Consider the following 19,494-nt stretch of genomic DNA (forward strand, 5'->3'; position numbering starts at 1 on the left):
GACTTTGGGTATAACCAAGCCCACCCTCTAAACTGCGCTTTAAATATACTTCCTCATCTGTCAGGGCAGAGCCACCGTACGTTCCATTCTCCTCAAATGAACATACAGCAAAGTATCCATTCTGCTTTAATAACCTATTAATGATCTCTATATAACTGATGAATCGAATCCTCGTAATGATAGGATTCATATGACTGCTCGACCATTTGCTCCTTTTTAAAACCTGTCCAAAATCTAAAGCCCTTATTTTTCTTTTTCAGTAGGTCGATACAATGATGATGAGCAATTTTATAGAGCCACGCTGAAAAAGACACTGAGTAAGTGAATTGGCGAATATTCTCTAAACCTTTTATAAAAACATCCTGCGAGGCATCCTCAGCTTCTTCTTTGTTTCCTAATAGGTAGTAACAGTATAGATAGATTTGTTTTTGGAAGCACCGTATGATTTCCGTGTAGGCATAAGTATCCCCTGCCTGAACTTGTTTAACTACCTCTTTTATTACTACCGTTTCCTCTGTTTTATTTGATATACTCACAAGCTTCCATCCTCTCTATCTGTATAACTAAATTCACTACCGTTTTGTGACAGCAAAAGAATAAAAATTGGCGTTAAAATATATAATTTCTTAATTATAATAACCCCTCTTCAACCACATGGAATTGAACTGGTTTCATTTTACCAAAAGGAATTTATTTTCTTTTTATATGCTATAGTTTATTAATGGATATTTTTTCTATAATTATGGAGGTGCACTGAAATGGAAGACATTTTAACGATTACAAATTTAACGAAAAGTTATGGAAACAAGGAAATATTAAAAGGAATAAACCTCCATGCTACTAGAGGAGAAATTATCGGATATATTGGTCCTAATGGTGCTGGTAAAAGCACGACTGTTAAAATTATTTTGGGGCTTGAAGGTGATTATGGTGGTGAAATTAAGCTCTTTGGTGAAAGCATTGGGCAAGATCAAATAGACTATAAGCGGAGAATTGGTTACGTTCCAGAAATCGCTGATGTGTATGACAACTTAACAGGTTATGAATATTTAACCTTTATCGGTCAGTTATATGGGCTAGAGCTAGAGGAGGCAGCTGACAAATCGAAATCGCTCATGGAGTTGTTTGGAGTGGGTGAGGCGTACCATTCTAGAATTTCCTCGTACTCAAAGGGCATGCGACAAAAACTATTAATCATTGCTAGTCTTATACATAACCCAGACCTATTATTTTTAGATGAGCCGATCAATGGCTTAGATGCAAACAGTGTAATGATTTTTAAAGAGATTTTAACGCAGCTCGCAGCCAATGGAAAAACAATATTTTACTCTTCTCATATTATGGATGTCGTTGAAAAGATCAGTAGTCGCATCATCCTGCTATATGACGGCAACATAGCAGCGGATGGAACCTTTGCCCAATTACAAGCTGGTAACACTGAAGGAACGCTAGAAAGGATCTTTAATCAGTTAACAGGATTTCATGAGCATCAGGAAATTGGTGAGAAATTTGTATCCATCGTTCGAGGAGTACAATCATGACAGATTTTAAAACACTCCAATTGCTTGATTTATTCCGCTGGCTCTTTGTAAGAATGGGTATTGATTATGACCTAATGAGAAAAATCCTTCATATCAAATTAACAATGGATGAACGTAAAGTACCAACACTATTTAATCAGAACAAAAAGAAGAACGATCAAAAATATGGCTATATTAAATCGCTATGGATTTATGTTTTATTCGGCCTTATACTGATTCCACTCATGGGATTTGGTCAAAACTTTTTGTTTCAAATGAGTATTGCGTTTGCCATGATCATTTTTTTAATTATGACTTCATTGATTTCTGACTTTTCCTCAGTACTCTTAGATGTACGAGACAAAAGCATACTATCAACTAAGCCGATTTCCGCTAGAACCATTAACGCAGCAAAATTTATGCATATTTTCATTTACTTATTCTATTTAACAATTGCCTTAACAGGTATCCCTTTACTCGTCAGCCTTTTTACGCAAGGAATTGTATTTTTCCTTTTAACCGTTCTAGAGATTATATTAATTAATTTATTTATTGTAGCGATCACTGCCATTTTATATATTGCCATTTTACGATACTTTGATGGTGAAAAGCTAAAAGATATGATCAACTATGTACAAATTGCCTTGTCGTTAATGCTCATGATCGGCTACCAGGTTCTGATTCGGTCCTTTGAATTCGTTAATTTGGATATGACGGTGTCATTTCATTGGTGGAGTCTCTTCCTAATACCGATGTGGTTCGCTGCACCCTTTAACTTATTACTAAATGGCGATACTTCGTTATTAACAGTACTATACAGCATCTTCGCTGTAATCATACCGATACTTTCGATTGGGTTATATATTAAACTCATCCCAACCTTTGAACGTAACCTTCAAAAACTATTAAGTATAAGTAAATCAAAAAAAGAGAAGAACAATCGACTGAAGGTACTTTTATTAACGCTGCTATGTAGAACACATGAAGAAAGAGCATTTTTTCGTTTCGCCTCTCTTATGATGAAGCAAGAACGCGAGTTTAAGCTCAAAGTTTACCCTTCTTTAGGTTTTTCATTTATCATCCCATTTATTTTTATATTTACCTTTAGCGGATCCGAAAAAATTGATTACGCTACTAGTATGAGCTACTTAAATATTTATTTTAGTATGATGATTATTCCAGCTGCTGTACTTTTACTTGGTCATTCGGCTAAATTTAAAGCGGCGTGGATTTACAAAATACTTCCATTAAAAGATTATACGAATTTACAAAAAGGCAGTTTAAAGGCATTTTTAATCAAATTATATGTCCCATTGTTTTTAGTGCTAAGTTTGGTCTTTAGCTATATATACGGTATTCGAATTATCCCAGACCTACTAGTAGTTTTAGTGACAAGCTGGATATATACACTGTTTTGTTTCGTAACGATGAGCAATAAAATACCTTTTACCAAACCATATGATGAGGTTGGAGATGCTCAAGGCTGGAAAACTTTTTTATTGTTTATCCCTATAGCTATTTTGGCAGGTCTACACTATTTAATTGCCAGTCAAATAGCATTCGGACCTACTATTTATTTCATAGTGCTTTTTTTCATCAACATGCTTGTATGGAAGTTAGCTTTCAAATGACAAAAACGGCTCGAGTCCCACCTTATATGGGACCGGCTGTTTTCTTTTAAAACGCCTTGCGCTTATATATCCTTACCGAGAGCATCCATGAGCCTATATATAGTACAACGATTAGTAATGAGACAATAAGGTATAGTTGTAGTTCCTGTACAGTCATGAAATTTTGTACAACGGTTCTTATTTGTTTATTTAAGTTAGGGACAAAATAATTGATGATTACCATATAAACTCCAAATAACCCCATGATAGCAATAGTTAAATACTTTGTTTTGAATTTATAGGAAATCGGTAAAATAAACGAAATGACAATCATAACGAGGCCCATAATCAGTAATACTTCTTTCCACAATACAGCTACCTGATTCCCATTTAAAAGAAAGTCGAACAAATACGTAAGGAACATAAAGAGCCCTGTAAAAATTAAAGCTCCTATATATTTTGAACTAACAATTTCTTTTCTTGTATACGGTAATGAATTAAGTAAAATATTTGCATTATCTTTTTCATCATTCGAAAAAGCACTTAAAACAAATACGATACTATATATAAATACTATATATACTGATGGAACATTGACCATTAAATAAAGAATAATCGTTGCTATGTAGATGATTAAAATGTTTTTTTGAATTAATATATCTTTTAAAATAAGGTTCAACATATCCTTACCACCCTTTCTTTGTATAATACATAATGTCTTCAAGCGTAGGCTTTTCAACCACCACTGTATCACCAAATATAGTAGCTGCTCGATGTTTATTGGCTGTTAATGCTTCAAAGCCTCTGTTTGTTTTACGAAGGGCGACGAATTCCTGCTCCGTTTCGCGATCTAATAAATCCAAGGTTCCTTTAACAATAGCGTATTCCTCTTGAATTTTATAAAACTCCTTTGTGAAAATATGCTCGCCATTATGAATAAACGTTATATAATCTGCGATGCGATCTAAATCTGTCGTAATATGTGTGGAGAAAAATATAGTTTTGTCTCCATCTTGCATTAACTCATGTAAAATATTGAGTAATTCTCTGCGAAAAATAGGGTCGAGCCCCGACGTTGGTTCATCCATGATGATTAATTCAGCGTGATGTGCTAACGCGATGGCTAAGGATGCTTTCATCTTCATCCCTTTCGAAAAGGTCTTCATATTTTTGTTCAAGGGTAGCTCAAACTGTTCCACATAATGCTGAAATGCCTTGTCATCCCATTTTCTATAGGCAGGTTTAATGATCTTTTTCATATCCTTGAGTGTGATATTTTCATAAAAGATATTCTCATCATAAACAAAACCGATACGTTCTTTTATTTCTTTTTCATGTTTCTTATAAATTTTACCAAAAATAGAAATAGTCCCACTATCCTGCTGCAATAAATTCATAATCATTTTAATGGTCGTTGATTTTCCTGCACCATTTCCGCCAATAAACCCTGTGACAAACCCTTTTTTAACATGGATTGAAAAATCCTTTATTTGAAAACCATTAAAGGACTTTTGTATTTGCTGTAATTCAATAACATTTTCCATTTATTCATCCTCCGTATACAATAAAGTAAGCATAGCCTTTAACTCTACTAAACTAATATCCATTTCCTTCGCATTTTGAATCGCCACCAACAGTTTTTCCTCAATGGCCTTCATTTTTCTTTCCTTCATCATTTCTGAATTTTGTTCAGAGATAAATGAGCCTTTCCCAACAATAGAATAAATAAATCCATTTTTTTCAAGCTCTTCATATGCCCTTTTCGTTGTAATGACACTAATCTCTAAATCTTTTGCAAGTTGGCGCATGGAAGGTAATGACTGCCCCTCTTGTAATTGCCCTGTTAAAATTAGCTTTTTAATCTGTGCATAGATCTGCTCATAAATAGGCTCTTTAGAACTGTTCGAAATAATAATTTGCATGCAAATACCTCTTTTAAAATATTGTATATATACTTTATATACAATATATACACATAGATACAAATATGCAAGTAAAATTTTCCTTTTTGTGAAATAAAAATAAAAGCATATAGCCAAATAAATGACTACATGCCTTTTCAATTTAAAATTTAAATGCAATTACTTCTTCCTTACCGCTTTGCATATTTTTTATTTTATACATATTTTGCGTGACCTCATCTTCTCCTAGGACTATAACCTTTGGTGTATTTTCCCGATTCGCTTTCTCCATTGCTTTTTTTACTTTTTTCCCACTAAGCTCAACTTCTACCTTATATTCATGTTGCCGCAATGCTGCTGCCAACTTCAGCGCCGACTTTTCTGTTCCAAGGGGAATAATATAAATATCCACAATAGGAAAGTTTTTCTCGATTCTTCCTATAACCTCCAAGGCTGTATAAATGACGTCTAATCCAAAAGAAATTCCCACAGTGGCATACGATTGCTCCTCAGACCCCAAAAGGCCACCAATCGCCTGATCATAACGTCCCCCACTCCCAATACTCGAACGAATGGTTCCATCTGCTAAGAAGATTTCATAAATTGTTCCTGTATAAATTTCAAGCCCTCGTGCTAAAAATGGATTGAACGTACATTTCTCATTTAATCCAAGTGCATTTAAATAAGCTGTTAGCTCCACTAATTCCTGTATACCTTGCTGCAAAATGATGTTTTGATTAGCGAACTCATTAAAATAGGCCATATTTATTTGAGGTTGCCCCTCTAAAAATTGCTTTATTTTTGTCATGCTGTTTTCAGAAATTCCCAATTCCCTCAATTCAGATAGCATTGTTTTTTGGTCTATTTTCTCGATTTTATCTAATATTAAAATAACCTGATTCATTTGTTGCTGCTCTACTTCAAATAATTGCAGTAAACCAACTAAAATTTTGCGATTGTTATATTGGATGTTAATCTGGAGATTAAGCTTATCAAATGCATCTATCGCCATCATCATTAGTTCCGCTTCAGCAGCTTGTGACGTCACCCCAACAATATCTACATCACATTGTGTAAATTCACGAAAACGTCCAGCCTTAATGGGCCCATCTCGAAACACTTTACCAATTTCATAACGTTTAAATGGCATAGTAATAGAGGGATTCGTCGCTACTACCTTTGCAAATGGAATTGTTAAGTCATAGCGTAACGCTAAATCACGCTCACCTCTATCCGTTAGTGTATACATTTCCTGTACAATTTCAGCACCACCAGCATATTTAGAAGCCATCAACTTCGTATAATTAAGAATTGGTGTCTCAATCGGCTTACAGCCATAAGCCATAAACGTGTCTTCTAAAGTGCGCCGAATAGCACGACGGGCAACCTCCTGCTCAGGTAAATAATCTTGTGTGCCACGTACATTTTGGTAATCCATTTTTTTCATCACTTTTGCCTCCTCATTTTTTGACAAATAAAAAAACCGTATACGATAAAGCTCTCCATCAGCTTTATTTATACGATTACATGAGAAATAGTCTTCCTATTCAATATTAATTAATTAATAAAGATAGCAAGACTACTGACTATGATGATGTTTTGTTGTGTACGATTGGACAAAGGTGATTGTCATATGTATTCCCCCTTTTATGTTAAGAGATACTATAAGACAAAACGAAATAAATGTCAAATTATTTAGAAAATTTTATAAAAGTACACTTTTTAATTTTTCTAGTACCTCTATCACATTCACCAACTCCTCATCCGATAGCTGTGCTTGATATTTTTTAGTGATTTCTTGATTAAACGCTTCACCTTCCTGTTTATACAGCAAACCTTTCTCACCTAATTCAATCGAATAGCCACGCTTATCATCGACATGCTGCCTTTTTATAATATAGCCATCCTTTTCAAGCTTTGCTATCTGCTGGCTCACGGCACTTTTGGTAATCGTCATTTTTTCAGCTATTTCTGATGGTGAAATGGAAGGATGACGAATCACTAATGCCAAAAGGACCGCTTGCTGATTATTTAAATTGAACTTAGTATAGTCTCTTTTCATTTTCTCAAGAACAATCCAAATATCTTCAATTGTATGATTAATTTGCTCTGCTACATTGTTAGTCTTCATTTTTTTGAGTATCACCTTTTTCACGCCATTTTTTAGGATTAAGATAGCTTTTAAATTTGTTAGCTACTTCTTTCCCGACAAGTAAAGCGCCCAACCAAAATAAGATTTCAGCTACAATGATGCTGCCTGGAATAATACCTGCTTTTACTTTCGTAGGAATAGGTGTGAATGGTGTAATGACTGGGATTAACCATAGTGACAGAGAAAAAATAATAATGCCTACTCCAAGTTTATAAGCAAAGGGCTTATGTGTTTTTTCGTTAGGGTTCATGGAACCATTCTCCTATATAATAATTTATTTAAGTTAACTAAACTAAATTATAGACTTCTTTAGTATGTAAAGCTATGTTTTAATTGTTACGAGAAAAACAAAAACCCCATCTATTTGAAAATTGATGAATACAATAGATGGGATGTATTTGTTTTTTGTGTTTATTATTTTCCAGATGTAAGTGGCATACGTGACTCATCATTTGGCTTGTTAATTAGATAATTATAAACGAGAATTTCTAGCTCCTTCTTGTCAAAATTCTCATAAACATCCATTCTTTTATTATTTTCAAGCATACCCATAAATTCAGGCGTTCCATAGATCTCTTCTTTACCTTCTAAATAATAGGTTTGATTGACTCCAGCAAATCCTGGATCTGAGCTTAATGATTCCACATAAAGGTTATTGTCCTTCATGTAATAAGTCCATGAGATTGGATACCCTGCAATATTAGATGTTACACTTTGAGGGTTTGCTGATATGTTCGTTAAACGGGTTGAATTGTCGTCGCCGTATAAACCTTCAACACGGTGCTTAGCAACGAAAGTTACAGATTGATTTTCTAAAGAAGCTGCATTTAGTCCATTCATTTCAAAGCGAAGCTCTGTTTCATTAGGATTTCCACCTTTACCAGACATATACCCAGTCAGTAAAGTTCCGCCCACATCCAGTTGATAATCCCTATATGGAAAAGTCTCGTATTTTTCTTGAGTAAGAATCAATCGAACTTGGGTCGGTGTAACCGTCATTTCATGGATTTTAGTTCCACCAGGCACATTGTCAATTGGGATATTTAGTACTTGCTTAAATGACGCATTTTCCAATTGTTTTTTAGTTAGATTTAGTTTTATACTCCAATCACTCTCTTTTGTTTCTAGTACTCGATTATAAGAAATTTGGAATTTAGTACCTTCTTGGTGTAAGGCATCAGACTCGAACAGTTGCTGACTAAAATATTCTCCATTTGCTCCTTGATTTCCTAAGAAAGATCTTTTCCCATTTTCAATAGAATTTTTTCTATCATTAATCGCCTCAATAAATATCCCTGTATTCCGTACTTTTGAATCTGTAAGCGTAACTGCTGATTTAAGCAATACTTTACCCTCATCTTGTTCAAAAGATTGGATAGTCACGGTGTCAATCCCACCTTTTTGAATTAGGAACACTTGCGTAGTCAAGTCATTTGGATTATAGCTGATAGAATGTTTCTCATTGCTGATGAACTGCATATTCTCCATTGTAAACTCCACATCTGCCATCTGGCCTTCTACAACCCAATCCGTTTCAAAATATCCCTGGAAGACACCAAGCTCTTCATTCCAAGAATGTGTATAATTCCCTTCAATAAAATTACCCTTCGCATCTTTAAGTCCGGTAAATTCAAAGCCTATTTCCTCCCCATCCCAAGATGCTTCAGGTTTCAAACTATATAACAGGAAAGTTCTATTATCATCAATAAACGCTGTGTGTACCGTTAACGTAAATCCGTCCTTCGTAATGGATTGCTCAATCGTTTGGCCTAAGCCTTGCGCTAATGCCGATTGAATACCAGCTCTATATGAAAGAATGTTTGACCAATCATAATTCAGGGCTGCATAAACTGGCGTGGCCATTAGCGCGACAGCTAGTCCAGCCACCAAAGCGAATTTCTTTCTTCTGCGGGGGCGTTGTTCAACCGTTTCACCTTCGGTAATCTTTAACTCATCTTGTTCAATAGAGCTCCACATTTGTTCAAAATCAGGATACACCATATTATGATCTGCCTTCATACCTTTTTTCAGCTTCTGTTCAGTGCGTTCCAAATTGATTCTCTCCCTTCAACCATAGATTTTGATTTTGTTCCAATTTTTCCCTAATTATTTTTAATGCTTTATGCAGCCTCGACTTCACTGTACCTACAGGAATTTTTAACGTTTCTGCGATTTCTACTAACGACAATTCACCTATAAAACGAAGGGTGACAACGGCCATAAGCTTTTCTGGCAGTTGCTTGAGCAATCCCTCCCATTCCTCCCCAGCTACCTTCTCCATTACAATAGTGTCTACAGACTTAACCAATGCCGTATTCTGCTCATGTAGAAGTTGAACCTGACCTTGTTTTTTCAATTGAGCTTGCTTTCTTTTTAACAAGTTTAAGCATTGGTTCATCGCAATGCGCATAATCCAAGCACGTGTATGCTCAATGCTTTTCCAATCCTGACGGAACACGGTGACAAATACATCATGGCAGAGATCTTCCGCATCTTGTGCATTTCTTAGCATGTAATAACAGGTACGGTATACATCCTTATTGTATGAATCAAATAATTCTCGTTCTGTCAATCTGAGTCACTCCTTTCTGACTGTTCTACTTTATAAACAAATGACTACTAGAAAAGGTTCATCTTTTTTAGAACTTCCTTGTTATGTAATTCAATTAAAAACCTCACAATAAAAACAGATGGCATTAGAGTGGTCCATTATAGGACGTCTAAACCATCTGTTTTTAGCTTGTAGACAGCAATAAGTAGTGACATCATTGGGTCTAGAAATTTTTGTTCCTTTATATTTTTACTTATTATGGTGGTATTTTACAAAAAAAGTATATCTTAAGATAATCATAGCTATCGATGAATATCGGTGCAACTAAAAATGACAACCCTAGCTACGTTCATAGCTTTGGGTTGCCTTTATAATTTTATTGATAAAACGGCTTTACATCGTATCCGTTTTGCTCCAAATGATAGCGAATATTTTTATCTACTAGGAAATGTCCTGATCCCACAACAACAAAGTACTTTCCTTTTTTCTCTTCAAGAACATTCATGATTTTCTTGGCCATTTGCTCATCACGTAAGCCGAAAAGCATTTCATTGAACTCAGATGATTGTCCCTCCATTGCTTGGAAGCTTTTTGCGAATTCTTCCACATTCCCTTGCTGCCAGCTTGTAAACCATTCTTGAAGAATTTCGGATTGATTTTCTTCAGATGGATTGATGATATTATCCAGCACAGCGACTAATGACTGTTCCTGTGCCTCTGGTGACAATGCATCAAACATATCTACCTGCGCTCTTGTACCTTCTAATTCAATCACTGGCTTTTGTTGCAACTGTGCGTTCAATAAAAAGTATATATCAATCCCGTGCATTGTCATTTCTTGTGGTGTCATTCCAAAGGAATCGTCCATTGCCAGCATTGATAATGCACTAGAAAGCATCCATGGCTTTTGTACTGTTAGTTCCTCCATTGGAAGATTGTAAAGCTTTGCGACTTGTTCTAACTTCGCATATGTTTCTGGTGCAACAGTATCTTTTAGTGTTTTGCCATCTGTATACATTGCTTTTTCTGCATAGTATTCGAGTGCTTCCGCATCCAGGATATTCGCCTCTACTAATAGCGCATCCGATTCATTGAATGCCTTTACTAGTTTGTTATTGAATGGATATAAATCGGGTGTTCCTAGATGAATGGAACCTAGTAAGTATACAAGTGTATCCTCATCCTGAACAACCCAAGCTACCCCGTTCGATCCTTGCTCTGCTAGCCCATATGTACTCTGAATGAAACGCACAGCCAATATTACAGCCTGTTGAGTCGTTGCCTTGCTCTCCAACTGTAATCCATTAGCAGAGCCTTGTAATATATGATGCTCTTTCATAAATTGAATAGGATCTTTACCAACCGGTAAATCATAACGCGCTACAATATTATATAAACGTTTTACAATATCCCCACGTGTGTTATCATTCTTCACACTCACTGGTTTATATTGTTTGTTTTCATCTAAACCTAGAGAAGCAATTTTCTTTTCTGTTAAAGCTAATAATTCATTTACTTTATCTACCGAAATTTCTTGAAGGAAACCATCGAAATACCATTCCATTGGAAAGATTCCGTATTTTTCACCCTCATTTAATGTTTCTATTGCCCACTCACTAATTGATGGTGTTAAAGGTAGTGACTGCTCCTCCGCATGGATCACAGGTACAACCGTTGTCAGCATCAATGAAGCCCCAAGCAAAATAGCGCTTGTACGTTTCATTATCTTTTTCATCATAAGATTTTCTCTCCCTTTTTCTACTTCCTTACCTACAACGTTTGAAATTATACCATAAATAGACCAACTATTTTATAAGTAAATGTGAAAATTTTTACAAAAATGTATTGACTTTAATTATGTCGAAATAGTTATTACATCCCATTAAATAAGACGATGACACTCGTTCTTGTCATCGCCTTTTAATTTTAAGCTTATTGAGTAAATTTAGGATCCAATATACCTAAACCACTGCCTTCAATTTCAAACTTCACTTTTGAAGCACCTTCTAAATTAACATTAACCTTTACCTTATCTTTTATCGACCCGCTATCATAAATCAATTTATTATCTGCGTAAATTTTCATATAGCCTATGCCGAAAGAACCTGCCGCTAGCTTTTTAACAGGCGCTAGGTATGTTTCAAATGATTTATATTTTCCATTAGCCATGTATTCAACTGTATGATCTTGTACAGCCCCACCGCCGTGATAGCCACCTAGTTGATAGGATTGTTCAAACTTTTCTCCAGTACTAATAACGATAGAGCTTGGGTTATGGAAGAAGTGATCTTCATCACTCCCAATAGGCTTTACATCTTTTAAAGAGATGAAGGTTGGAGCATCACCAATATAAATGGATTTTGATTTACCATCCCATGTCACATTTTTCCCTAAAGACTCAGCAATAAAACGCATCGGCACATAAGTAGTTCCTTCATAAATAAAGCCAGATTGACCCTCTTTTGGCTTTTTCTCAACCTTATCTACATAGTAATGAATCGTATCTTGAGAAACATTGATCTTTTTCAAACTGCTTGCTGCCTCTGTCGTTGAAAGGTAGGTGAAGGTTAAACCTCCTAATATAAAAAAGCCTAAATAACTCGTAATAATAAGTAGTTTTTTCATAGAGCACACTCCTTAATATATTTATATGTAATTATACCAAAAATTACATATAAATATTTCAACATATTGTTCAAAATAGAAAAAAAACTGCTTATCACTTCTTTATTCATGAAGCAATCCTTATTCTACATAATTATATTTGGCTTTTAAACGAGGCTTAAGGTCACTAGGCTATACTTGTTTAATCTCACAGACTTTTGTTTATGAAATTGAAGCTTTCCACTTTTAATATGATTATTAGTATCTGAATATTACTTAAATCCGTATGGATTATTCTTATCTATCAAAAAATGAATGTTTAACTCCATTTTTCTTTTAGTTACTGATTATGCTAGTATATGTCCTCCTTCTACATGAAGAATGGTTCCAGTCACAAAACTATTTTGTAGCAAGTATAATATGCTTTGTGCAACATCTTCGACCCTCCCTATACGTTTAACTGGAAGTTTATTTTCAACAGAAGCATAAAAATTATTCCGTATTTCTTCTGGCATTTTATTACGAGAAGGTGTATCAATGATACCAGGTGAAACAATATTCACTCGGATTGGAGCAAGTTCTAATGCCAAAGTTTGGCCTAGATTAGAAACAGCTGCATTGACTGCACCTAGAGTCGCTGAACCAACCATAGATTTATAGGCCACAACCCCAGAAAATAAAGTAATGGAACCGTTTGGTAAAATTTGCAACGCGCCGTATTTTGCTGCATAATATTGTCCCCAAAATTTGTTTTCAAATAACTGTCGAGCCTGGACTGTACTTGTTTGGATGAATGAGCCCCCTGATGTTTCTGCTGCGCTTACTACAAGATGATCGAACGGACCGACTTTTTCAAAGAAAGACACAACTTGCTGTTCTTGTGTTGTATCTAGTGTGTAAGCTATAGCCTTCACCCCCAATTGCTCTTTTGCTTTCCGTAATTTATCTTCAGATCGACTTGCAATGATTACTTCAGCACCTTGGGCTAATAGTTGTTTCGCTGATTCCAAGCCAATCCCAGAGCTCCCACCAATAATGACAACCTTTTTATCTTTTAACATGTTTTTACCTCCTATATTTCCAAATAGTAAATTAAAAATTCAATTTCTCTGGCATTTGTATATCACGCTTTCATTCATAATGGGTACTGATAGTAAAGGTACTTATTATAAGATCTACGCTGAAGGATAGTTGATATTTTGTTGAAATCTCACTAAATTTCATTACCCCCTTAATCTAGTAATGGATTAACAAAGCCAACGATATTATATATATAGTTACTTTATTTTCGGAAGTAGTGATATTTATTTCACAAAGTTTCTAGAAGTATACTATTGTGATAATATAAGGTGAATTAGACAAAAAAATTTTAGGAGGCTGTTTCTGATGAGTGTGATTGAGCCAGTCGTGTTGACCAAAGGAACTCCAGGTGAGACTTGTCCCATCGCTAAAACACTGGATATAATTGGAACAAAATGGACATTTTTGATAATTCGTGATCTGCTTATAGAAGGAACGATGCGCTTTAGTGACCTATTGAAATCAATGGATGGAATTAGCCCGAAAACACTTTCCCTCCGCCTTAAAGTGTTGGAGGATCAAGGTATTTTAGAAAGAAAAGTATTCCCTGAGGTTCCCCCTCGCGTGGAATATACGCTAACAGAAAAAGGAAAGGGATTGGAAGGTATTTTTATTGAACTAAAAAGATTTGGACTAAATTTATAAAAAATAAACCTTTAAATGTAAGCTATCATTGTGCAAAATGGAGGAAATTCAATGAATAAAGAAGATCAAATACGTGATCTTATTATCCAAACTTCTCTAAGTTTATTTAATAAAAAAGGTTACAACCAAACTTCTATTCAAGATATTATGACTGCCACGGCATTACCTAAGGGTGCCATTTATAGACGTTTTGAAAATAAAAATGACATAGCCATTGCTTCCTTCACCTATTCTATGAAGATTATTTGGGATCATTATTTTGAAGCAATAAAGTCTAAAATAACAGCGACAGATAAAATAATTGCTATGTTTGAAGTTTATCAAGATGCGGTTCATACCCCACCAGTTGATGGTGGATGTCCGCTACTGAATACAGCCATTGAAAGCGATGATGGATTCCCAGAACTACATGAGTTAGCTGCTAATGCACATAAAGAAACCCTACTTTTTTTACAATCAATCATTGAAGAAGGAATACATGCCAAAGAATTTAGCCAGCATGTAAATGCTTATTCCCTAGCATCTTTTTTATTCTCTACTTTAGAGGGTGCTGTCATGTCTAGTCGTTTAGCTTTAAATAACGATCATATGAATCATAGTATTGAACAGATCACATACCTTTTACAACAGTACGCACCAAAGAACCAAGAGGTTTAAAATACAATACCTCTTGGTTTTCACTGAAATGTAATAATTATATTGTTGAAAAAAAATGCATTTGCGTTTAAGATTATCTTGCGGACCGGACGGTTCGGTCCTAATCTATTTTAAAGGAGAGATAGTTTTGGAAATAGCAATTTTACTTTACGATGGGATTACAGCTTTGGACGCAATTGGTCCATACGAGGTATTTGCAGCTACACAGCAATGTCAAGTGAAATTTGTTGCTAAAGATAAAGGACTGATTAAACTAGATTCAAAAATGGGCTTTTTGCATGCAGACTATAGCTTTTCTGACATAACTTCTGCCGATATTCTTATTGTTCCTGGCTGTAGTCCACCTAACTTCAAAAATCCAATGAATGATGAAACAACGCTCAATTGGATTCGTAACATACATCAAACAACCAAATGGACAACATCCGTGTGCAATGGCTCTCTTATTTTAAGTGCAGCTGGTCTATTAAAAGGAATGAAGGCAACTAGTCACTGGGGTTCCTTTGATATCCTACAATCCCTTGGAACTATTCCAACAGATGAAAGAGTTGTGCGCCAAAATAAAATGGTCACAGCAGCTGGTGTCTCTTCTGGTATTGATATGGCTCTACAACTAGTTGCATGGGAATTTGGTGACGACCTTAGTATGGGAGTTCAGTTAATACTGGAATATGATCCACAGCCCCCATTTGATACAGGCTCTGTACAAAAAGCACCTAAGCCTTTAGTCGAAGATATAAAAAAAATGCTTCAGGCATTTTCAGAGAAAGAGCCTGATATGTAAACTCACCTTTTATACACCTCCTTAACACAGAGGTGTTTTCGTCATGATTTTTACGGTATTCATTTTGCTCTTACCGTTTTATGACGTTTGTTGTGACATTCCGTAGTATACTTTTATCACAACAAACTAAAGGAGTACATAAATGCTTGATTCTAATCCTAATTGGCTGGCACATTGCACAGAAATAAAAGATTTAGCCAAATCATTATTTCATAAATCGACGATACATCTTGATCGTGCGGCTCTCTTATTGATTACGGATGGCCAAACCACTCTATCTATTAATGGTCATAATGAGCATATTGTATTTGGGCATTTAATCGCCCTTGAAAATGATGCCGTTATCCAACTTACACATACAAATCGACTTGATTTTTCAGGCTATTTAATTAGCTTTGAGCTATATGATACAGAAATCAAATCAACCTGTAATTGGTCTATCGATACAACAAATGGTTACTATATTCAACGAGTGCCTGAAACGGTCATCGCAGATATTCGTATATCGCTTGCTGTAAATACAGATCATCTCCATATTACTATTAAACAATTTATTTTATACAGCTTGTTGAAAGAATTACAACAAGAGAGACCAATAGATGAATACACCCTGGAACAAAGAATTAAACATACCGTTATTTATATGCAAAAAAAATATAATCAAATGATGACAAGAGATGAATTAGCAGCTATCGCTAGATATAGCCCATGGTATTATTCAAGAAAATTCATTGAGTTATATGATAAGACACCGATAGCTTATTTAATTAGTTATCGTATTTTCCGCGCACAGGAAATGTTATTAACAACCGATGATTTATCACAAAATATCGCAAAAAAAGTAGGCTTTGATGATGTGCAAAACTTTAGCCGACAGTTTAAACGTATTGTTGGTCGCCCACCTAAGCAATACAAAAAAACCGTTAGTGAATATCGTGTTTGCTATCTCTCATCTGCACATGCAGAAATTGCGATAGCATTAGGTGTTGTACCTAATTGTGTTACTGTAACTAACTCCCTAACTCCAAAGTATCAACAACTTCTTTTTCATAAAGTTGCTACAACCATTTTAGAAATGCCTCAATATGTGATTCAGCAGGACATAATTGTACAACAACAACCCGATTTAATTATCGGTGTCGACTTAACAGAGGAGACAAAACAGCAGTTCCAAACTATCGCCCCTGTTATCACTGGACTAACCTATGATCTACATTCACTCATCCGTTATTTTGGTAAATTGTTTAATAAAGAGAAGGAAGCTGCACAAATCATTCGCGAACTTACTACATATGTAGAGGTTCTAAAAAATAAAATACAACATCATATAATAAAAGATGCTACTGTCCTATACTTACGTGTGGAGGAGCTAGGTTACCGCTATCTCGGTGAATCTTCTAGTGACTCGGCTATCCTCTTATATCAGGAGCTGGGCTTGCAAATGCCTGAAGGATTGCGCGCAAATGCAAACAGTTTCAACATATGTTCCTTACAACAATTAGTGGCTGCCAATCCTACATATTTATTTATTGAAAAACGCATAATGGACTATTATACCGCCGACTTAAGCCTAGCTACTTTACAAAATAGTGAGCAGTGGGCAAATTTAGATGCGGTGAAAAATAACCGTGTTTTTTCTGTAGATACTGGTTTATGGATTAACAATTGTAGTGTATTTGGCAAAAGGGAGATTATGCAACAGATTGAACAAGCGATTTTAGGGAGTGTTTGCTTCTAGAACACAATAATCCAATTTTTAAGGCACTTTACGCCATAGTAGGGTTTAACATTACCTGTTATTATTTGATAGTGATAATCATTATCAAATAAAAAGGAGCAATAATCCATGAAAAAAATGACGCCCTATATACTTCTTATACTTGTTGCTTTAGCTTTAGTTGCTTGCTCAAGTACTAACAAAGAAAGCGGAAATGAAGAAAAGGATCCAAAAGAAAAAAGCGAGCCAACAACACGTGTTGTAAAAGATGCCTACGGTGATGTCACTATCCCTACCGAGCCTAAAAATATATTAGTTCTTAGTTCTAACTATGCTGAAAACCTAATTGAAATCGGTGTAACGCCTCAAATGGTGACAGTTGTTGAAGAAATTGAACCTGAATATCGCTTTAACTTATTCGATGACAACCATGTTAAAATTATTCCAACTGTGCAATATGAAGACAATTTAGAAGTTATTCTTCAAGCAGCACCAGATGTCATTATTGCTCAAGGCGCAGCTATTGATGCTAAAAAATATGAAGCATTAAGTAAAATTGCCCCTACGGTAGCTGTTGAAGCCGGTGTTGCAATAGATGAATATGTACCTGTGCTTGGTGAACTGTTCAATAAAGAAAAAGAAGCAGAGCTTGCTCTACAGAAGTATAGAGACAAAATAGCAGATACGAAAGAGAAACTACATCAGGCTATAGGTGACGAAAAAATTCTTGTATTGCGTGTAGAACAAAATCAATATCGTGTGTTAGGCACTGAAAAGGGTAGTCCTGGTAGTGACATGTTATATACACAGCTGGGATTAAGTATTCCAACTAAGCTGAAGGATCATCATGATTGGTTCACGCCTATTTCCTTAGAAGTTTTACCTGAGATTGACGCAGACCATATTTTTGTTGAACAACGTCAAATGCAAAATTATAGTAGTGAACAATCCATGAAGGATTTAGAGAATAGCCCAATGTGGCAAGGAATGGATGCCGTGAAGGCAGGCAATGTTTACCCATTAAAAACAGCTGATTACGTTGTAGGTGAAGGTTTAGTTGGCTCTCCATTATTCCTTGATTATTTAGTTGAAAGGTTGGTGCGTTAAATGCAACAAGAAATTTATGATGTAATTATTATCGGTGGAGGCCCAGCAGGCATGTATGCTGCCTTTTACAGTGGCATGCGTGAAATGAAAACAAAAATTATCGAAGTAAAGCATGAACTAGGTGGATTTATGCGTACCTATCCCGAGAAATTAGTTTGGGATGTCGGGGGTATTGAGCCTGTTCGATGTGAAGAAATCATTCATTCCTTAATCAAGCAAGCGACGACATTTAATCCAACAATCGTCTTTGGTCAAGAAATTGTTGGCATGGAAAAACGCGATGATGGCATTTTTTCTTAACAGCAAAAACAGGCGAGAAACATTATACAAAAACGATTATTCTAGCTACAGGACGAGGCATTACACGCATTCAGAAATTAACGGTAGAAGGCGCTGACCGCTATGAACTAAACAACCTTCATTATACAGTAACGAACATAAATAGATTTAAAGATAAACGTGTACTCATCTCTGGTGGAGGCGACTCAGCTGTAGATTGGGCTATTGAAATGGCTCCTATCGCCAAAGAAGTGTATGTCGTGCATAGACGTGATGACTTTAGTGCCTTTGAATCTTCTGTAACGCGCATGAAGTCTATCGTCACTACCTTTGTTCCCTATACGGTTTCTCGTTTACATGGTAATGGTAATAAAATCGAGCATTTCACATTACAGCATGTTCATTCAGATGATACAACAAACATTGAAGTAGACGAAGTACTTGTCAATCACGGGTTTGACCGAAACTTTGGTGGCGCCATTATGGATTGGGGCTTAGCTTCTGAAGAATGGGGCATTTCCGTTACACCAAAAATGTGCACTAGTATCCCCGGCATCTTTGGCGCAGGCGATATTGTAACGAACGAAGGGAAAATAAGACTGATTGCAGGCGCATTTAATGACGCGGTCCTCGCTGTAAATAGCGCCAAATTATACATTGACCCTACAGAAGCAAAAATGGCGGGCGTTTCTTCCCACAACGACCGCTTCGCTGAAAAAAATGAAGCGCTACAACAAAAGAATAAAGCTGTAACTACACATAGGTGATCAGTTACTATCTTCCCTGTTAGGTATAATCTAATGGGGATTTTTATTGAAGATATCTATGGAATTACAGTCCACTATACGGCTGTCAAATTCTATAAAAAGAGCTGGGTCCCCTTGCTT

The 19,494-nt window shown here is 35.7% G+C and carries 19 protein-coding genes and 1 pseudogene; 8 read left to right on the forward strand and 12 right to left on the reverse strand.

Going from position 1 to position 19,494, the window contains the following annotated elements; translation table 11 throughout:
- Positions 1 to 137 precede the first annotated feature (137 nt).
- Positions 138 to 536, reverse strand: coding sequence for an RNA polymerase sigma factor (locus AC1Q6O_RS15615; RefSeq protein WP_008175481.1), 399 nt, complete (start codon positions 534 to 536; stop codon positions 138 to 140).
- A 222-nt stretch (positions 537 to 758) separates the two neighbouring features.
- Between AC1Q6O_RS15615 and AC1Q6O_RS15620 the strand changes: the two genes are divergently transcribed.
- Together AC1Q6O_RS15620 and AC1Q6O_RS15625 are read left to right on the forward strand one after the other, a co-directional pair.
- Positions 759 to 1,541: an ABC transporter ATP-binding protein gene (locus tag AC1Q6O_RS15620; protein WP_008175483.1), complete on the forward strand. Its 783-nt coding sequence runs from the start codon at positions 759 to 761 to the stop codon at positions 1,539 to 1,541.
- Positions 1,538 to 3,151, forward strand: coding sequence for a hypothetical protein (locus AC1Q6O_RS15625; RefSeq protein WP_492401671.1), 1,614 nt, complete (start codon positions 1,538 to 1,540; stop codon positions 3,149 to 3,151). Before AC1Q6O_RS15620 ends, AC1Q6O_RS15625 begins: the two co-directional genes overlap by 4 nt.
- A 46-nt stretch (positions 3,152 to 3,197) precedes the next feature.
- On the opposite strand, the gene AC1Q6O_RS15630 is transcribed toward AC1Q6O_RS15625, so the two are convergent.
- The 11 genes from AC1Q6O_RS15630 to AC1Q6O_RS15680 all read right to left on the reverse strand — a co-directional run bounded on the left by AC1Q6O_RS15630 (position 3,198) and on the right by AC1Q6O_RS15680 (position 13,399).
- Positions 3,198 to 3,812 carry an ABC-2 transporter permease gene (locus AC1Q6O_RS15630; RefSeq protein WP_089985887.1) on the reverse strand — a complete coding sequence of 205 codons (615 nt, stop codon included), beginning with the start codon at positions 3,810 to 3,812 and terminating at the stop codon, positions 3,198 to 3,200.
- A 4-nt stretch (positions 3,813 to 3,816) separates the two neighbouring features.
- Positions 3,817 to 4,674: an ABC transporter ATP-binding protein gene (locus AC1Q6O_RS15635; RefSeq protein ID WP_492401673.1), complete on the reverse strand. Its 858-nt coding sequence runs from the start codon at positions 4,672 to 4,674 to the stop codon at positions 3,817 to 3,819.
- A complete protein-coding gene (locus AC1Q6O_RS15640; RefSeq protein WP_346037507.1) occupies positions 4,675 to 5,052 on the reverse strand; it encodes a GntR family transcriptional regulator in 378 nt (125 codons plus the stop codon).
- A 142-nt stretch (positions 5,053 to 5,194) separates the two neighbouring features.
- Positions 5,195 to 6,478: a histidine--tRNA ligase gene (locus AC1Q6O_RS15645; RefSeq protein WP_043989952.1), complete on the reverse strand. Its 1,284-nt coding sequence runs from the start codon at positions 6,476 to 6,478 to the stop codon at positions 5,195 to 5,197.
- Between the two features lie 258 nt (positions 6,479 to 6,736).
- Entirely contained in the window at positions 6,737 to 7,162 is a 426-nt protein-coding gene (locus AC1Q6O_RS15650) for a MarR family winged helix-turn-helix transcriptional regulator (protein ID WP_239355441.1), read from the reverse strand.
- Positions 7,152 to 7,433 (reverse strand): transporter suffix domain-containing protein, encoded by a 282-nt coding sequence (locus AC1Q6O_RS15655; protein ID WP_008175495.1) that lies wholly within the window; start codon positions 7,431 to 7,433, stop codon positions 7,152 to 7,154. The genes AC1Q6O_RS15650 and AC1Q6O_RS15655 overlap by 11 nt, the downstream gene beginning before the upstream one ends.
- Positions 7,434 to 7,597: 164 nt before the next feature.
- Positions 7,598 to 9,235 (reverse strand): DUF4179 domain-containing protein, encoded by a 1,638-nt coding sequence (locus tag AC1Q6O_RS15660; RefSeq protein ID WP_492401675.1) that lies wholly within the window; start codon positions 9,233 to 9,235, stop codon positions 7,598 to 7,600.
- Positions 9,222 to 9,755 carry an RNA polymerase sigma factor gene (locus tag AC1Q6O_RS15665; protein WP_427534756.1) on the reverse strand — a complete coding sequence of 178 codons (534 nt, stop codon included), beginning with the start codon at positions 9,753 to 9,755 and terminating at the stop codon, positions 9,222 to 9,224. Before AC1Q6O_RS15665 ends, AC1Q6O_RS15660 begins: the two co-directional genes overlap by 14 nt.
- Before the next feature lie 355 nt (positions 9,756 to 10,110).
- Entirely contained in the window at positions 10,111 to 11,472 is a 1,362-nt protein-coding gene (locus AC1Q6O_RS15670) for a TraB/GumN family protein (protein ID WP_089985894.1), read from the reverse strand.
- A 194-nt stretch (positions 11,473 to 11,666) separates the two neighbouring features.
- Positions 11,667 to 12,359, reverse strand: a complete 693-nt coding sequence (locus tag AC1Q6O_RS15675) for a stalk domain-containing protein (RefSeq protein WP_008175503.1) — start codon at positions 12,357 to 12,359, stop codon at positions 11,667 to 11,669.
- 326 nt (positions 12,360 to 12,685) lie between these two features.
- Positions 12,686 to 13,399, reverse strand: a complete 714-nt coding sequence (locus AC1Q6O_RS15680) for an SDR family oxidoreductase (RefSeq protein ID WP_239355444.1) — start codon at positions 13,397 to 13,399, stop codon at positions 12,686 to 12,688.
- Between the two features lie 325 nt (positions 13,400 to 13,724).
- Here AC1Q6O_RS15680 and AC1Q6O_RS15685 point away from each other — a divergent pair, with 325 nt between their 5' ends.
- The 6 genes and pseudogenes from AC1Q6O_RS15685 to AC1Q6O_RS15710 all read left to right on the forward strand — a co-directional run bounded on the left by AC1Q6O_RS15685 (position 13,725) and on the right by AC1Q6O_RS15710 (position 19,374).
- Entirely contained in the window at positions 13,725 to 14,063 is a 339-nt protein-coding gene (locus AC1Q6O_RS15685) for a winged helix-turn-helix transcriptional regulator (RefSeq protein WP_008175508.1), read from the forward strand.
- A 51-nt stretch (positions 14,064 to 14,114) separates the two neighbouring features.
- The gene (locus AC1Q6O_RS15690; RefSeq protein ID WP_139150944.1) at positions 14,115 to 14,720 is read left to right on the forward strand and encodes a TetR/AcrR family transcriptional regulator; all 606 of its coding nucleotides are present in this window, start codon (positions 14,115 to 14,117) and stop codon (positions 14,718 to 14,720) included.
- A gap of 127 nt (positions 14,721 to 14,847) precedes the next feature.
- On the forward strand, positions 14,848 to 15,504 hold the full coding sequence (locus tag AC1Q6O_RS15695; protein ID WP_090002152.1) for a DJ-1/PfpI family protein: 657 nt from the start codon (positions 14,848 to 14,850) through the stop codon (positions 15,502 to 15,504).
- Between the two features lie 142 nt (positions 15,505 to 15,646).
- Complete coding sequence (locus AC1Q6O_RS15700) at positions 15,647 to 17,242, forward strand: AraC family transcriptional regulator (protein ID WP_492401679.1); 1,596 nt, start codon at positions 15,647 to 15,649, stop codon at positions 17,240 to 17,242.
- Positions 17,243 to 17,350: 108 nt separating this feature from the next.
- A complete protein-coding gene (locus tag AC1Q6O_RS15705; RefSeq protein ID WP_239355451.1) occupies positions 17,351 to 18,328 on the forward strand; it encodes an ABC transporter substrate-binding protein in 978 nt (325 codons plus the stop codon).
- Positions 18,329 to 19,374 (forward strand): annotated as a pseudogene (locus AC1Q6O_RS15710) (NAD(P)/FAD-dependent oxidoreductase).
- Positions 19,375 to 19,494: the final 120 nt, after the last annotated feature.

The sequence above is a fragment of the Lysinibacillus sp. GW823-FHT06C08 genome (genome assembly GCF_058795135.1).

What these genes read in the sequence shown, in the direction of transcription:
- AC1Q6O_RS15705 (WP_239355451.1), top strand. Translation starts at nt 17,351, where the DNA reads ATGAAAAAAATGACGCCCTATATACTTCTTATACTTGTTGCTTTAGCT.
- AC1Q6O_RS15670 (WP_089985894.1), bottom strand. Translation starts at nt 11,472, where the DNA reads ATGATGAAAAAGATAATGAAACGTACAAGCGCTATTTTGCTTGGGGCT.
- AC1Q6O_RS15655 (WP_008175495.1), bottom strand. Translation starts at nt 7,433, where the DNA reads ATGAACCCTAACGAAAAAACACATAAGCCCTTTGCTTATAAACTTGGA.
- AC1Q6O_RS15680 (WP_239355444.1), bottom strand. Translation starts at nt 13,399, where the DNA reads ATGTTAAAAGATAAAAAGGTTGTCATTATTGGTGGGAGCTCTGGGATT.
- AC1Q6O_RS15630 (WP_089985887.1), bottom strand. Translation starts at nt 3,812, where the DNA reads ATGTTGAACCTTATTTTAAAAGATATATTAATTCAAAAAAACATTTTA.
- AC1Q6O_RS15645 (WP_043989952.1), bottom strand. Translation starts at nt 6,478, where the DNA reads ATGAAAAAAATGGATTACCAAAATGTACGTGGCACACAAGATTATTTA.
- AC1Q6O_RS15625 (WP_492401671.1), top strand. Translation starts at nt 1,538, where the DNA reads ATGACAGATTTTAAAACACTCCAATTGCTTGATTTATTCCGCTGGCTC.
- AC1Q6O_RS15700 (WP_492401679.1), top strand. Translation starts at nt 15,647, where the DNA reads ATGCTTGATTCTAATCCTAATTGGCTGGCACATTGCACAGAAATAAAA.
- AC1Q6O_RS15685 (WP_008175508.1), top strand. Translation starts at nt 13,725, where the DNA reads ATGAGTGTGATTGAGCCAGTCGTGTTGACCAAAGGAACTCCAGGTGAG.
- AC1Q6O_RS15620 (WP_008175483.1), top strand. Translation starts at nt 759, where the DNA reads ATGGAAGACATTTTAACGATTACAAATTTAACGAAAAGTTATGGAAAC.
- AC1Q6O_RS15675 (WP_008175503.1), bottom strand. Translation starts at nt 12,359, where the DNA reads ATGAAAAAACTACTTATTATTACGAGTTATTTAGGCTTTTTTATATTA.
- AC1Q6O_RS15650 (WP_239355441.1), bottom strand. Translation starts at nt 7,162, where the DNA reads ATGAAGACTAACAATGTAGCAGAGCAAATTAATCATACAATTGAAGAT.
- AC1Q6O_RS15690 (WP_139150944.1), top strand. Translation starts at nt 14,115, where the DNA reads ATGAATAAAGAAGATCAAATACGTGATCTTATTATCCAAACTTCTCTA.
- AC1Q6O_RS15635 (WP_492401673.1), bottom strand. Translation starts at nt 4,674, where the DNA reads ATGGAAAATGTTATTGAATTACAGCAAATACAAAAGTCCTTTAATGGT.
- AC1Q6O_RS15640 (WP_346037507.1), bottom strand. Translation starts at nt 5,052, where the DNA reads ATGCAAATTATTATTTCGAACAGTTCTAAAGAGCCTATTTATGAGCAG.